Raw genomic sequence first — 14,407 nt, 5'->3', positions numbered from 1 at the left:
ACAAAACCAAGGCTTGAAGCTATCATTTTTATATTGACTTAGGGTGATAGGAGTATTTGATACCCTGTGATGCAGGTTTGCTACAGATTGCTGTAGCAGACTTGTTTCATAATGAACGTATAGAAATAGGCTTGTTTTATGAGTTAATATGCAGAAAATAAGCTTTATTAGTTTTGACTTGTTTGGAGAGTTTATATGTGAAATTATGCCTATTGGTTTTAGCTTATTTGGAGAGTATATATGCAGAGAATAGGGTTTATTGGCTTTGGCCTCATTGGAGGCTCACTTGCTAAGATATGGAGAAAAAAGCATCCTGATTATATATTTACAGCGTATAATTATAAAAAAGATGAAGATACTGAACTTTTATTGGCTAAGGATGACGGAGTTCTGAATGAAATAGTAACTGATTTGACACAGTTTTCAGAATGTGATTTGATAGTGCTTTCTGCTCCGGTGATGAGCAATATATCTTATCTCAAAGAACTTAAAACCATAATAAAAAAAGACTGCATAGTTACTGATGTTGGCAGCGTTAAGGGAGCTATAGCTACAGAAGCTGTTAACCTTGGAATGAAAGAGCAGTTCATAGGCGGACACCCTATGGCGGGTTCAGAGAAGACAGGCTATTCAAACGCAAATGTGCATTTGTTTGAAAATGCATATTACATACTGACACCTTTTAATGACACTGATGAGACTAAACTGGCAAAACTTAGAGAATTAGTAGATGAAACAATGGCAGTTTCCATAATTATTGATGCAAAAAAGCATGATTATATAACTGCTGCAATAAGCCATGTTCCTCACGTTGTTGCTTCGTCACTTGTTGGAGTAGTAGCTAAAGCAGATGAGGAAAATGGCTTACTTGCGATGCTTGCTGCCGGAGGATTTAGGGATATAACTAGGATAGCTTCATCCTCTCCTAAGATGTGGAAGGATATCTGCCTTACAAATAGAGACAGCATAGGAGAATTCCTCGATAAATACATTACTGAACTTAAAGAAATAAAGACTCTGATTGAAGATAAAGACGAGGAAAGACTGTATCATTTTTTTGACAGTAACAAAGACTACAGAGATTCTCTCCCTCTTAGAAAAAGCAATATGGCGGTCTCTCACGAAATTCTTTTATATGTACCTGATGAACCTGGCTCAATCGCCATAATGGCTTCAATACTTGCAGCCAAGGGTATTAGTATTAAAAATATTGGAATAGCGCACAACAGGGAGTTCTCAGACGGGGTACTTAGAATTGAATTTTATGACAGCCATTCAAAAGAAGCTGCACTTGTGGCTATAAAAGAGAGAAATTATAAAATTTTTGATTAAAAAGGGAGGCCATATAATGCCCAAACTTTTATTTATATACAATCCCAATTCGGGTAAAGGTAATATAAGAAAGGAAATATCCTTAATCCTTGAAAAGCTGTCGCTTAAGGGCTATCAAATAACAGTATTTCCAACGGCTAGAAGTGGTGATGCAGATGAAATGGCTAAGAATGAGGGTCATAAGTTTGATTTGCTTGTATGTGCAGGAGGAGATGGTACATTCAACGAGGTTGCCAGAGGCCTTATGGAGTCCAGAAAGCTAGGAAATAAAATCCCTGTGATTGGGTATATTCCTGTAGGCACAGTTAATGACTTTGCAACAAGTCTCGATATACCAAAAGATGTATCCGATGCAGTAGATGTTATTATCTACGGAATGTATAAAGAGGTTGATATTGGTTCTTTCCATGTTGGAGACCAGGGCGAGCTGTATAGCTATTTTACTTATGTTGCTGCTTTTGGCGCATTTACAGAGGTTTCTTATGAGACTTCTCAGGATGTAAAGAACGTTATAGGAAAGGCAGCATATTTTCTTGAAGGAGTTAAAAGCCTTCAAAAAATCAGACCATATCACTTAAGAATAACCTATGATGATTATGTTATTGAAGATGATTTCATATTTGGTATGGTGGCTAACTCAAAGTCAGTTGGGGGATTTAAGGGGATTACAGGTCCTGAGGTGTATTTGGATGATGGAGAGTTTGATGCAATATTTGTAAAAACACCTAAGTCACCACTTGACTTGCAAAATATTATTAATTCATTTATCCTTATGGATATGAAAACAGATAATATCTGTCATTTTCACTCAGGCAACATAAAGATAGATGCAGATGAAGGCTTGCAATGGACTCTTGACGGCGAAGCCGGAGGACTACATCAAAATGTTCAAATAAAAAACCATAAACAGGCGTTAACAGTAAAGGTAAGGTAAGAATAATGGAAAACTTAAACAATGAATTTATTACACTCACAATCGGAAAGCAAAAGAATATAGCACTTATTGCGCATGACGGGAAGAAAAAAGAGCTTATACAGTGGTGTTTGGACAACAAAGCTGTTCTTGAAAAGCACTTTCTATCGGGAACCGGAACTACAGCAAGGATGATAACAGATGCAACTGGGCTGCCTGTCCGTGGTTACAACAGCGGACCTCTTGGCGGAGATCAGCAGATAGGTGCTAAAATTGTTGAGGGGAAGATTGATTTTGTTGTTTTCCTTTCAGATCCTCTTTCTGCACAGCCACATGATCCTGATGTAAAAGCATTTTTAAGAATCTGTCAGGTTTATGATATCCCAATTGCCACCAATAAAGCAACCGCTGATTTTATGATTACCTCTGCTCTGATGGATAAGGAATATGACCATATGATAATTGATTTCAACAAGAATATAGCTGACAGAGCGAGGACCTTATAGTATATGAAAACCAGTGATTTTTATTATGATTTGCCTGAAGAACTTATAGCTCAGGATCCTTTAGAGGACAGAACTGCATCAAGGCTTTTGGTTCTTAACAGGGAAACAGGGGCTATAGAACATAAGATATTTAGTGATGTAATAGATTATCTTAATGAGGGGGATTGTCTGGTTATTAACAATACCAGAGTTATTCCTGCAAGACTTATAGGCGAAAAGGAAGGCACAGGCGGCAAGGTTGAGGTCTTGCTGCTTAAGAGAAGGGCAAATGATGTGTGGGAAACCCTGGTAAAGCCGGGAAAGAAGTTAAGGCCCGGAGCCAGGGTTACTTTTGGAGACGGAAGACTTAAAGCTGAGATTTTGGAGATTGCAGAAGAAGGAAACCGATTAGTCAGATTTTATTATGAAGGCATATTTGAAGAGATACTTGATTCCCTGGGTGAAATGCCGCTCCCTCCATATATTACACACAAGCTTGAAGATAAAGAAATGTATCAGACTGTTTATGCTAAGTATGATGGCTCAGCAGCAGCTCCTACAGCAGGTCTGCACTTTACCAAAGAGCTTCTGTCTAAAATAGAAGAGAAGGGTATAAAAATAGCAAGTATAACATTACATGTCGGACTTGGAACCTTCAGGCCTGTTAAGGTAGATGATGTAAACAATCATCACATGCACACTGAATGGTATGAAGTAAACGCTGAGGCAGCTGACATTATTAATGAAACTAAAAGAAACGGCGGAAGAGTAATCTGCGTAGGTACTACGAGCTGTAGAACCATAGAGTCGGTTGCAGATGAGACGGGGTGTATGACGGCAAAAACAGGAGAAACTGATATTTTCATCTATCCCGGCTATAGATTTAAGGTTATGGATGGGCTTATAACAAACTTCCACCTTCCTGAGTCCACCCTGGTTATGTTGGTTTCTGCATTTGCAGGAAAAGAAAATGTACTTGCTGCTTATGAGACAGCTGTTAAAGAAAGATACAGATTCTTTTCTTTTGGTGATGCTATGATATTGATTTGAGAGTATATAATCTCTTATATAAAGGTGTAATCAAAAAATATGTATATGAGGCACTCTAAGAAGAGTGTCTTTATTATTTTAAAGGACACAAATATTACACAATTTTTATTGCAATTTTCTATTGACAAATTATATATAAGGTGGTATCTTACTAATAGATGTTAGCACTCTAGTTAAGTGAGTGCTAATAATTAAAAGAAAGGAGAGATGAGATGGAACTTGACGATAGAAAACTTGAGATACTTAAAGCTGTCATCAAGAACTATCTTGAGACAGGCGAGCCTGTCGGCTCCAGAACAATATCTAAGTTTTCTGAGTTGAAACTTAGCTCTGCAACAATTAGAAACGAGATGTCTGATCTTGAAGATATGGGGTATTTGGTAAAGCCTCATACTTCGGCAGGAAGAATACCTTCGGATGATGCTTACAGATTATATGTCGATTCGCTTATGCAGACCAAAATAAAGGAAGAAGAAAGTCTTAAAAAGGATTTGATTGAAAAGTCAGATAAGCTTGAGACTTTACTTCAACAGGTTGCCAACTTACTTGCAATGAATACAAATTATACTACAGTTGTATCTGCTCCTAAATATGAAAGCAACAATATTAAATTTATACAGCTTTCAGAGATTGATGAAGAAAATCTCCTTATAGTAATTGTGTTGGAAAAGAATGCTGTTAAGAACACAATAATTAGGCTTGATGAAGCGGTTGAGAAAAGTTTACTTCTTAAGCTTAATATTATGCTTAATTCATTTCTTGCTGGACTTAATATGAAGGACATAAACATAGGAGTTATTGCAAAGATGAAGGAACAGGCAGGAGAATATGTGAACCTTGTCGGAAGAATAATAGATGCAATAGGATCTGTATTCTCTGAAGATGATTCACTTAGAATATATACAAGTGGTACTACGAATATTCTAAAGTATCCTGAACTTAATGATAGTGACAATATGCAAAAGCTTCTTTATACAATCGAGGAAAAGAAAGAACTGAGTGCTCTTCTTACAGACAGGATGGATGATGGCAATGACGATGGCATTCAGGTCTATATAGGAAATGATACGAATGTTGAAAGCTTAAAGGATTGTTCGGTTGTGACTGCAACTTATGAGATTGAAGAGGGTGTATACGGCAAAATAGGCATTGTCGGTCCTAAAAGAATGGATTATGCTAAAGTTGTCGGCTCACTTAAAAATCTTATGAGGCAGTTAGATAGCATATTTAAGCATCAGAGTGAGGATAAAACTACAAAGGCAATTAAGCTTATAGATATGAAAAATGACGTAAATTATGTAAGTGATACATAGAAAGGTGGTAGATTGTGAAAGATAAAAAGAAACATTCTGAAGAAAAAATAGAAAATGTTGATACTGAGGAAACAACTTCAGCTGAAACAGTTTCTGAAAAATCTTTAGATGAAAAAGAATTAAATAAGATAAAAGAAGAAAGAGAAGCATCAAAAGAGGAAGAATATAAAAACAAGATAGATGAGTTAAATGACAAGCTAATGCGCCAGATGGCTGAGTTTGACAATTTCCGTAAGCGCACTGAGAAGGAAAAGTCGCAGATGTATGACTTAGGTGCGAAGGGAATAGTTGAAAAGATTCTTCCTATCATTGATAACTTCGAAAGAGGACTTGGCAGCCTTTCTGAAGAAGAAAGGGAAGGAGCCTTTGCTAAAGGCATAGATAAGGTGTATAAGCAGCTTATGCAGTGCCTTGCGGATGTAGGAGTTACTCCTATAGAAGCTGTTGGCAAGGAGTTCAACCCTGAAATACATAATGCAGTTATGCACGGTGAAGATGAAAATCTTGGCGAAAACACCGTAGCAGAAGAAATGCAAAAAGGCTATATGTATAAAGAAAGTGTAGTAAGACCAAGTATGGTTAAAGTTGTTAACTAGCATTTGCGGGATTGCAATATAAGCAGTTTCGTATCACATTAAAATATAAATATTAAAGCGAGGTAATTATTATGAGTAAAATAATTGGTATTGATTTAGGTACAACAAATTCATGCGTTTCAGTTATGGAAGGTGGACAGCCTGTGGTTATTCCTAATGCTGAGGGTATGCGTACAACTCCTTCAGTAGTTGCATTTACAAAGAATGGTGAGCGTCTTGTGGGCGAGACTGCAAAGCGTCAGGCTGTAACCAATGCAGATAGAACAATATCTTCTATCAAGAGACATATGGGAACTGACTATAAGGTAAATATTGATGGCAAGTCATACAGCCCTCAGGAGATTTCAGCTATGATTCTTCAGAAGCTTAAAGCTGATGCAGAGGCATATCTTGGAGAAAAGGTAACAGAGGCAGTTATCACTGTTCCTGCTTACTTTAATGATGCGCAAAGACAGGCAACTAAGGATGCAGGTAAGATTGCAGGTCTTGATGTAAAGCGTATCATCAACGAGCCTACAGCCGCTGCTCTTGCTTATGGTCTTGATAATGAAAAAGAACAGAAAATTATGGTTTATGACCTTGGTGGCGGTACTTTCGATGTATCTATCATCGATATCGGTGATGGTGTTATTGAAGTTCTTTCAACCAACGGCGATACCAAGCTTGGTGGTGATGACGTAGATAATGTACTTACCAACTACTTCATCGCAGACTTTAAGAACAAAGAAGGTGTAGACCTTTCTACTGATAAAATGGCTCTTCAGAGACTTAAAGAAGCTGCTGAGAAGGCAAAGAAGGAACTTTCTTCTTCAACTACAACCAATATCAACCTTCCTTTCATTACAGCTACTTCTGAAGGACCTAAGCACTTTGAACTTGACCTTACGAGAGCTAAGTTTGAGGAGCTTATCCACGATATAATTGAGAGAACTGCTATTCCTGTTCAGAATGCACTTAAGGATGCAGGGCTTACTGCAAATGATATAGGTAAAGTACTTCTGGTTGGTGGTTCTACACGTATTCCTGCAGTTCAGGCAAAGGTTGCACAGCTTACAGGTAAAGAGCCAAGCAAGAACCTTAACCCTGATGAGTGCGTAGCTATCGGTGCTTCTATCCAGGGTGGTAAGCTCGCAGGAGATTCAGGTGCAGGTGACATCCTTCTCCTTGATGTAACGCCACTTTCACTTTCAATTGAGACTATGGGTGGTGTTGCTACAAAACTTATCGAAAGAAATACAACTATTCCTACCAAAAAGAGCCAGGTATTCTCTACAGCGGCAGATAATCAGTCTGCAGTTGATATCAATGTAGTTCAGGGTGAAAGACAGTTTGCTAAGGATAACAAGAGCCTTGGACAGTTCAGACTTGACGGAATTGCTCCTGCTCCAAGAGGAATCCCTCAGATTGAAGTTACCTTTGATATAGATGCAAACGGTATCGTAAATGTTTCTGCTAAGGACCTTGGAACAGGCAGAGAACAGCATATCACAATCACTGCAGGCTCAAACATGAGTGATGCAGATATAGATAAGGCTGTTAAAGAAGCTGCCGAGTTTGAGGCTCAGGACAAGAAGCGTAAGGAAGGCATTGATGCAAGAAATGATGCTGATGCTATGGTATTCCAGACAGAGAAGGCACTTAATGATGTAGGCGACAAGATTACAGAGGCTGATAAGAGCTCAGTAGAAGCTGACCTTAAGGCACTTAAGGATATTCTTGAAGCTACACCTGCTGACAACGTATCTGATGAAGATATTGATAAGCTTAAGGTTGCTAAAGAAAAGCTTATGGCTAGTGCACAGAGCCTCTTTACCAAGGTGTATGAACAGTCACAGGGCGCTGCGGGAGCAGGTCCTGATATGGGAGGACAGACAGGTCAGACTACATCTAATTCAGGTAGCAATGATGATGTTGTTGATGGAGACTATAGAGAAGTATAATATTTGATAGAAATAGGGCTGTCGCACTAAGCTTTGGCGGCAGCCCAATGCCTGTATAAAGATATAAAATAATCACACTTTACCATAGATATACATAACGAAATGTGTTATAGTTATAAGGCGTTTGTGGTCAATAGGGTGAGTTGTATGTGTTTAAAATAAATTGATGAAAGTGGGATAAATATGGCAGATCAGAAAAGAGATTATTATGAGGTTCTTGGTGTGGCTAAGAATGCGTCTGCTGATGAATTGAAGAAAGCGTACAGAGTGCTTGCTAAGAAGTATCATCCTGATGCCAATCCGGGTGATAAGGAGGCTGAAGCTAAGTTTAAAGAGGCTTCAGAGGCTTATGCAGTACTTAGTGATGATGAAAAGAGGAAACAATACGACCAGTTCGGACACGCTGCATTTAGTAATGGAGGCGGACCTGGAGCAGGCGGATTTGACTTTAGTGATATAGATCTTGGAGATATCTTTGGGAGCTTCTTTGGAGGAGGCGGCGGTGGATTTGACTTCTTTGGCGGCGGAGGCGGCGGCAGAAGAAGTAGCAACAGCCCTCAAAAGGGAGCAAATATCCACTATAGCCTTAGAATTAAATTTGATGAAGCTGTAAAAGGATGTAAGAAAGAGATTACTCTTGATATGAAGGAGGAATGCGCTACCTGTCATGGTAGTGGTGCCAAAGCAGGTACAAATCCTGTAACCTGTAGTAAGTGTGGAGGTTCAGGTCAGGTAACCTATACCCAGCAGTCGCTCTTTGGCATGGTTCGTAATGTACAGACCTGTCCTGATTGTCACGGAACAGGTAAGATAGTCAAGGATAAATGCCCGGATTGCCGTGGTACAGGCTACATCACCAGACGAAAGACCATAGAGGTAGACATACCAGCAGGTATTGATGACGGACAGGCTATCAGAATCAGAGATAAGGGAGAGCCTGGTACAAACGGGGGACCTCGCGGAGATTTGCTTGTAGAGGTACATGTTCCATCACACCCTAACTTCCAGAGAGACGGTTATGATATTTATTCATCAGTGCCTATTTCATTTACACAGGCTGCTCTTGGAGGCGATATCAGGATAAGTACAGTTGATGGTGATGTTATATATACAGTGAAGCCTGGAACTCAAACAGATTCGAGAGTAAGGCTTAGAGGTAAGGGTATGCCTACACTGAGAAATAAGGACGTAAGGGGTGATCATTACATTACCTTCATAGTTCAGACTCCTGCCTCTCTTACCAAAGAACAAAAGAGAATCCTTGAAGAACTTGATGAAACCTTTGAAACCAGATACAGGGCAAAGGGCAATCCGGCAGAAGCAAAGCCTAATGCAAGCCAATCAACTTCGTCAGCTGCTAAAGATGAGGGAAAAGGTAAGAAGGGCAAGAGTTCCAAGAGGAAGAGCTTCGTTGACAATATTAAAGACATTGGCAGGGACTTTTTTGAATAAAATTTGATATATTATTACAATTTAGATAGTGCCTTTAGGTGCTATCTAAATTTGTATATGCCGAATATTCCACTAGGATAAAGTTTGTGAATTAAAGATAAGTCAAAAAGAGGTAGTTTATGTATGAATTGTTGGAAGCTGGTAATTCAGAAAATAGAGTTATTGCAGTTAAAAACGAGGGAATGGAAATAATAAAGATTCCTTATTATTTTAACTCGTTTCATAATTCGAATATATACTTTAAGGTTGATGAAGTGAAATCATTTGATAAAGTAAACTCAGATATTCTAGATAGATTGTGCAGTTATTTTGGCAAGCCTATTCAAATTATGATTTCATCTAATAAGAAAGATGTTGCAAATGTGCTGGAAAATTTTGGATTTGAACGAAAGAGAGCCTGTTACGAGGTTGAAGTAACTAAGGCTGAGTATTGCCTATATGAAAAAGATGATGAGATTAAACTTATAACTGCACATAAAGGTAGTAAAGAATTTGAAGTTTGTGCAGACTTAATGCTTGAACGCTATATCAAAACACATCTGGAAATCAACCCTTGGACAGGTAAAAGATCTGATTTTTTTAATATTCTTCCGGAAAAAGTTGTATATGAGAAAAAGGGTGACAGTATAGAAAATCTGGCATTTATAGAAAATGAAGAGGTTGCTTATGTTTTAGGAAAGGATATAGATTCGTTCAGGAAATTTTCTTCAAATTTGATTTTTAATTTATTTGAAAAATATAAGAATATATACTTTGAAGCAGATGATTGTGACGAATTTGCTATGGAAATAAAAAAATTATTTAATATAGATGATAATATTACTTGGGACACATATATTTATAATGGCAATTTTGAGTGTTGTAATTAAAAAATGACATACATAGTTGTTGAGTGTGAATTAGCCTAATAAAAAGTTTTATGATGTCAAGAAAAAAACTTGACATCTCTTTTTTCTTCTGTTACAATACCTAAGGATTAAAAAGATGGTGAGTTTATTATGGAAAAGAAAGCAGATATACTTGACGAGAGACTTAGAGTTGCCGAACTATATGATTATTATGGTGTGCTATTAAAAGAGGGTTCAAGCAAACTCCTTGAAGCCTATGTACATGAAGACCTGTCTCTTTCAGAAATAGCTGAAACAGAAGGTATATCAAGGCAGGGAGTACACGATAATCTTAAAAGAAGTATCAAACAGCTGGAAGAGTTTGATAATAAACTGGGACTAATTAAAAAATCCGAAGAAATATCCGTTACCTTGGATATGCTTAAAGAAACAATAAGCAAATCTACAGACGAGAAGCTTAAAGAAAATGTAAGGATAGATCTTGACAGACTTTACAATATATTCTAGAAGGAGGAGCTATGGCATTTGACAGTTTAACAGAGAAGCTGACAAAGGTTTTTAAGAACTTACGCGGCAAGGGTAAGCTAAATGAAAATGATGTCAAAGCTGCCCTTAAAGAAGTAAAGATTGCTCTGCTTGAAGCGGATGTTAATTTTAAGGTTGCGAAGAACTTTATCAAGACCGTTGAAGAAAGAGCAATAGGACAGGATGTTATGAACTCCTTAACACCCGGTCAGATGGTTATAAAAATAGTAAATGAAGAAATGACAGCCCTACTTGGTTCTGAGAAAACTGAACTTACCTTAAAACCAACTCAGGAAATAACAGTTATAATGATGTGTGGTCTACAGGGTGCAGGTAAGACAACTACCACAGCTAAGCTTGCTGCGAAGTTCAAAGGTACAAGAAAGCCTTTGCTTGTTGCCTGTGATGTATACAGGCCTGCTGCGATAAAGCAGCTTCAGGTAAATGGTGAGAAGGTTGGAGTTCCGGTATTTACTATGGGTGACGGCCACAAGCCGCCAAACATTGCTAAAGCAGCCTTAGAACACGCTAAGAGCAATGGCTACAATATGATATTTCTAGATACTGCAGGACGACTTCAGATAGATGAAGATATGATGCAGGAGCTTGTAGATATAAAGGAAGCCGTAGAAGTTACACAGACACTTTTAGTAGTAGATGCAATGACAGGTCAGGAAGCTGTCAATGTCGCAACTACCTTTGACTCTAAGATTGGGCTTGATGGAGTTGTGCTTACTAAGCTTGACGGTGATACCAGAGGCGGTGCTGCTCTCTCTATAAGAAGTGTAACAGGAAAACCTATTCTATATGCAGGAATGGGAGAGAAACTAACAGATCTTGAACAGTTTTATCCTGACAGAATGGCTAACAGAATACTCGGAATGGGAGATATACTCACCCTCATTGACAAGGCTCAAAGTGCCCTTGACGCTGAAAAAACCAAGGAACTTGAGCAAAAATTCAAGAAAGCCGAGTTTGACTTTAACGATATGCTCTCACAGTTTGAGCAAATCCAAAAGCTTGGAAGCATTAAGGACATTCTTGGAATGATGCCTGGAGGCCTTGGTGGAAAGCTTGATGATGCGGCTGTTGATGAAGGAGCCTTAGATAAGGTTAAAGCAATTATTTTTTCAATGACTAAGGCTGAAAGAGGGAACCCTAATCTCCTTAATCCTTCCAGAAAGCACAGAATAGCTAAGGGAGCCGGAGTTGATGTAGCTGAGGTAAATAAGCTTGTCAAGCAGATGGAACAGATGAAGAAGGTTATGAAGCAGATGTCCGGAATGATGAAGGGTAAGGGAAAGAAGAAGTTCGGGCTGCCTTTCGGACTTTAATTAGGTGTTAATGCTATGCATTTTCATATATGATACAAGTATCAAAAATTAAAACAAACACATAGGAGGAAAGAAAAATGGTAAAGATTAGATTGATGAGAATGGGATATAAGAGACATCCTTTCTATAGAGTAGTGGTTGCTGATGAGAGAGTAGCTCAGCACGGTAACTTCATTGCTCAGGTAGGAACTTATGATCCAAATAAGGAGCCAAGTGCAATCAATATCAATGCTGAAGAGGCTAAGAAGTGGATTGCTAACGGTGCTAAGCCTACTGAGGTTGTAGCTAAGCTCTTAAAGAAAGCCGGTATAACTGAGTAATCATCGGAGGTAGTCATCATGAATGAATTAGTAAAGGTTATTGCTATGGCCCTTGTTGATCATCCTGATGAAGTCACAGTTACACAGACAGAGGAGAATGGAGAAACTATTCTTCATCTTCATGTTGCTGAAAGTGATATGGGTAAGGTTATTGGCAAGCAGGGCAGAATTGCAAAGTCTATAAGGACTGTTGTTAAGGCTGCTGCCACAAGGGATGATAAGAAAGTCACCGTTGAAATAAAATGATGACAATGGGGGAGGAGTAATCCTTCCCTTTTTTAGTTTGATGCCAAGTGTAGGATTTATAGTGGTAGCAGTAAATGCCTGATAAAATGTAAAAAGTGACACTAACAACCGGAAAATAGTTTGTTATTATGTTTAATGAGGATGGTATGGAAAATTATTTTAGAGTAGGAGTACTTGCAAGTACACATGGACTTACAGGTGGGATTAAGGTATTTCCAACAACTGATGATACAGAGAGGTTTGACAGCCTAAAAAGAGCCTTTATTGACCTTAGTTCAGGAAAAGGGGCTATAAAAGGTAGTGGGATTCTTGAAGTGGAAGTAGATAATGTGAAGTACTTCAAGAATACCCCTATAGTTACCTTTAAGGGTATTGATAATGTTGACCTGATAGCAAAATACAAGGGAATGGATCTTTTGGTTGCAAGAGAGGATGCGCTTCCTTTAGCTGAGGGTGAACACTATGTATCGGATGTAATAGGCTGTAAGGTGACCTCTGATACTGGTGAAGAGTATGGGACAGTATCTGAGGTCATGGATACAGGTGCCAATAAGGTGATAGTTGTAAAGCCTAATGAAGCTCATAGTGAACTTAAAGAATTCTGCCTTCCTCATATACCTGAGTGTGTACTTGAAATCAATACTGAAGAAGGCTTTGTTAAGGTACATATTATGAAAGGCTTGCTTGACTAAGGGGGTATTATGAATTTCCATGTAATGACACTTTTTCCTGAAATGATAGATAATATAGTAGGAGAAAGTATCTTAGGACGTGCCATAAACAAGGGACTCATCAGTGTAAATGCTGTAAATATCAGGGATTACACCCTTGATAAGCATAATAAGGTGGACGACTACTGCTATAGCGGCGGAGCTGGTATGCTTATGCAGGTAGAGCCTATTTACCGCTGTCATAGTGCTATTTCTGATAAAATCGGCCACAAGCCCAGAACTATCTATGTAACCCCACAGGGAAGAACCTTTACTCAGAAAACAGCGGTAGAGCTTGCGAAAGAAGATGAACTTGTATTCCTTTGCGGGCATTATGAAGGGGTGGATGAGAGAGCCTTGGAACTGGTTTGTACCGATTTTATTTCGATTGGTGACTATGTACTCACTGGAGGAGAGCTACCTGCTGTTATTATGATAGATGCTATATCAAGGCTGGTGCCGGGTGTGCTTAACAATACTGAATCTGCTGTGGGAGAATCATTTACGGACGGTTTACTTGAACACCCACAATATACTAGGCCTGAGGTGTATATGGATATGAAGGTACCGGAAATACTTCTTTCAGGCCATCAGGCAAAGATAGAACAGTGGAAACTTGAAGAGGCACTTAAAAGAACAAAAGAGCGCAGACCTGAGCTGTATGAGGAGTACATAAGAACTCATGCCCTGCCTAAGAAAACTAAGCTGCCTGAATAATTAGTTTATGGATGTTTTTAAAGTCCCTTGAAAAAGTTGAGGGTTTATGAGAAAAGTCCCTTGGAAAAGTTGAGGGTTTGTAGAAAAAGTCCCTTGAAAAAGTTGATGGTTTATGGAAAAAGTCCCTCGAAAAAGTTGATGGTTTATGGAAAAAGTCCCTCGAAAAAGTTGTGATTTTGAAAGAAAATCCTCAGACTTGCACTGTATATGGCCTTTTTTCTCAAAGAGGTTTAGCTTTATAATGAGTTATAATTTTGATTTATATAACATTTCAAGCAGGCCTGTTTAGTATATAAAGATTTATAGAAGCTACAAATATACTGTTACTGTATATCTGTAACTTCTATTTTTTTGAAAAATTCATTAAAATCACAGTTTAAGATATCAGTTAATGCTATAAGCATATCTACAGAAGGGTTGTTCCAACCATTTTCTACCTTTGAAAAAATTCCGGTAGTTACATTTACACCTTTAAGCTGTAATTTAGCAATGACTTCAGTAGCTTTAAGCTTATTTTGCTTTCTGAGTCTTCTTATGTTACTTCCAACAAGTGGATTGTTATGTTGATTTATTCTCTCTGCCATATTCACCTCTATAAAAAATATATCCAAAATAGAAGATTTAAA

At 38.2% G+C, this 14,407-nt stretch carries 16 protein-coding genes; 15 read left to right on the top strand and 1 reads right to left on the bottom strand.

Features of this window, described 5'->3' with window-relative positions; genetic code table 11:
- Nucleotides 1–240 precede the first annotated feature (240 nt).
- The 15 genes from JJN12_RS06040 (at nt 241) to trmD (ending at nt 13,781) form a co-directional block, all read left to right on the top strand.
- Nucleotides 241–1,332, top strand: coding sequence for a prephenate dehydrogenase (locus tag JJN12_RS06040; RefSeq protein ID WP_208428841.1), 1,092 nt, complete (start codon nt 241–243; stop codon nt 1,330–1,332).
- Between the two features lie 16 nt (nt 1,333–1,348).
- Nucleotides 1,349–2,266, top strand: coding sequence for a diacylglycerol/lipid kinase family protein (locus JJN12_RS06035; RefSeq protein WP_208428840.1), 918 nt, complete (start codon nt 1,349–1,351; stop codon nt 2,264–2,266).
- 5 nt (nt 2,267–2,271) lie between these two features.
- Nucleotides 2,272–2,751 (top strand): methylglyoxal synthase, encoded by a 480-nt coding sequence (locus tag JJN12_RS06030; protein WP_208428839.1) that lies wholly within the window; start codon nt 2,272–2,274, stop codon nt 2,749–2,751.
- 3 nt (nt 2,752–2,754) lie between these two features.
- The gene (gene queA, locus JJN12_RS06025; RefSeq protein WP_208428838.1) at nt 2,755–3,780 is read left to right on the top strand and encodes a tRNA preQ1(34) S-adenosylmethionine ribosyltransferase-isomerase QueA; all 1,026 of its coding nucleotides are present in this window, start codon (nt 2,755–2,757) and stop codon (nt 3,778–3,780) included.
- 212 nt (nt 3,781–3,992) lie between these two features.
- Nucleotides 3,993–5,093, top strand: a complete 1,101-nt coding sequence (hrcA, locus tag JJN12_RS06020; protein WP_208428837.1) for a heat-inducible transcriptional repressor HrcA — start codon at nt 3,993–3,995, stop codon at nt 5,091–5,093.
- Nucleotides 5,094–5,107: 14 nt separating this feature from the next.
- Nucleotides 5,108–5,689: a nucleotide exchange factor GrpE gene (grpE, locus tag JJN12_RS06015; RefSeq protein ID WP_328706790.1), complete on the top strand. Its 582-nt coding sequence runs from the start codon at nt 5,108–5,110 to the stop codon at nt 5,687–5,689.
- 71 nt (nt 5,690–5,760) lie between these two features.
- On the top strand, nt 5,761–7,629 hold the full coding sequence (dnaK, locus tag JJN12_RS06010; protein WP_208428836.1) for a molecular chaperone DnaK: 1,869 nt from the start codon (nt 5,761–5,763) through the stop codon (nt 7,627–7,629).
- 183 nt (nt 7,630–7,812) lie between these two features.
- Nucleotides 7,813–9,081, top strand: coding sequence for a molecular chaperone DnaJ (gene dnaJ / locus JJN12_RS06005; protein WP_208428835.1), 1,269 nt, complete (start codon nt 7,813–7,815; stop codon nt 9,079–9,081).
- 119 nt (nt 9,082–9,200) lie between these two features.
- Nucleotides 9,201–9,950, top strand: coding sequence for a hypothetical protein (locus JJN12_RS06000; RefSeq protein ID WP_208428834.1), 750 nt, complete (start codon nt 9,201–9,203; stop codon nt 9,948–9,950).
- A gap of 129 nt (nt 9,951–10,079) precedes the next feature.
- Nucleotides 10,080–10,436, top strand: coding sequence for a YlxM family DNA-binding protein (ylxM, locus tag JJN12_RS05995; RefSeq protein ID WP_208428833.1), 357 nt, complete (start codon nt 10,080–10,082; stop codon nt 10,434–10,436).
- Nucleotides 10,437–10,447: 11 nt separating this feature from the next.
- Entirely contained in the window at nt 10,448–11,788 is a 1,341-nt protein-coding gene (ffh, locus tag JJN12_RS05990; RefSeq protein ID WP_208428832.1) for a signal recognition particle protein, read from the top strand.
- A 77-nt stretch (nt 11,789–11,865) separates the two neighbouring features.
- A complete protein-coding gene (gene rpsP, locus JJN12_RS05985; protein WP_208428831.1) occupies nt 11,866–12,108 on the top strand; it encodes a 30S ribosomal protein S16 in 243 nt (80 codons plus the stop codon).
- Between the two features lie 18 nt (nt 12,109–12,126).
- Nucleotides 12,127–12,354, top strand: coding sequence for a KH domain-containing protein (locus tag JJN12_RS05980; protein ID WP_208428830.1), 228 nt, complete (start codon nt 12,127–12,129; stop codon nt 12,352–12,354).
- A gap of 146 nt (nt 12,355–12,500) precedes the next feature.
- Nucleotides 12,501–13,046, top strand: coding sequence for a ribosome maturation factor RimM (gene rimM, locus JJN12_RS05975; protein WP_208428829.1), 546 nt, complete (start codon nt 12,501–12,503; stop codon nt 13,044–13,046).
- A gap of 9 nt (nt 13,047–13,055) precedes the next feature.
- Nucleotides 13,056–13,781, top strand: a complete 726-nt coding sequence (gene trmD, locus JJN12_RS05970; protein WP_208428828.1) for a tRNA (guanosine(37)-N1)-methyltransferase TrmD — start codon at nt 13,056–13,058, stop codon at nt 13,779–13,781.
- A 323-nt stretch (nt 13,782–14,104) separates the two neighbouring features.
- Here the strand turns inward: trmD and JJN12_RS05965 are convergent, their stop codons facing one another.
- The gene (locus tag JJN12_RS05965; RefSeq protein WP_208428827.1) at nt 14,105–14,365 is read right to left on the bottom strand and encodes a helix-turn-helix domain-containing protein; all 261 of its coding nucleotides are present in this window, start codon (nt 14,363–14,365) and stop codon (nt 14,105–14,107) included.
- Nucleotides 14,366–14,407 lie beyond the last annotated feature (42 nt).

It is taken from the genome of Catonella massiliensis, from assembly GCF_016651435.1.
GTDB classification, from domain to species: Bacteria; Bacillota; Clostridia; order Lachnospirales; family Lachnospiraceae; genus Catonella; species Catonella massiliensis.
Note: the sequence above shows the minus strand (reverse complement) of the source record. Positions and strands in the feature narration are given on the sequence as shown.

Coding starts and splice junctions, on each gene's coding strand:
- JJN12_RS06040 (WP_208428841.1), top strand. CDS start 241: ATGCAGAGAATAGGGTTTATTGGCTTTGGCCTCATTGGAGGCTCACTT.
- JJN12_RS06035 (WP_208428840.1), top strand. CDS start 1,349: ATGCCCAAACTTTTATTTATATACAATCCCAATTCGGGTAAAGGTAAT.
- JJN12_RS06030 (WP_208428839.1), top strand. CDS start 2,272: ATGGAAAACTTAAACAATGAATTTATTACACTCACAATCGGAAAGCAA.
- queA (WP_208428838.1), top strand. CDS start 2,755: ATGAAAACCAGTGATTTTTATTATGATTTGCCTGAAGAACTTATAGCT.
- hrcA (WP_208428837.1), top strand. CDS start 3,993: ATGGAACTTGACGATAGAAAACTTGAGATACTTAAAGCTGTCATCAAG.
- dnaK (WP_208428836.1), top strand. CDS start 5,761: ATGAGTAAAATAATTGGTATTGATTTAGGTACAACAAATTCATGCGTT.
- dnaJ (WP_208428835.1), top strand. CDS start 7,813: ATGGCAGATCAGAAAAGAGATTATTATGAGGTTCTTGGTGTGGCTAAG.
- JJN12_RS06000 (WP_208428834.1), top strand. CDS start 9,201: ATGTATGAATTGTTGGAAGCTGGTAATTCAGAAAATAGAGTTATTGCA.
- ylxM (WP_208428833.1), top strand. CDS start 10,080: ATGGAAAAGAAAGCAGATATACTTGACGAGAGACTTAGAGTTGCCGAA.
- ffh (WP_208428832.1), top strand. CDS start 10,448: ATGGCATTTGACAGTTTAACAGAGAAGCTGACAAAGGTTTTTAAGAAC.
- rpsP (WP_208428831.1), top strand. CDS start 11,866: ATGGTAAAGATTAGATTGATGAGAATGGGATATAAGAGACATCCTTTC.
- JJN12_RS05980 (WP_208428830.1), top strand. CDS start 12,127: ATGAATGAATTAGTAAAGGTTATTGCTATGGCCCTTGTTGATCATCCT.
- rimM (WP_208428829.1), top strand. CDS start 12,501: ATGGAAAATTATTTTAGAGTAGGAGTACTTGCAAGTACACATGGACTT.
- trmD (WP_208428828.1), top strand. CDS start 13,056: ATGAATTTCCATGTAATGACACTTTTTCCTGAAATGATAGATAATATA.
- JJN12_RS05965 (WP_208428827.1), bottom strand. CDS start 14,365: ATGGCAGAGAGAATAAATCAACATAACAATCCACTTGTTGGAAGTAAC.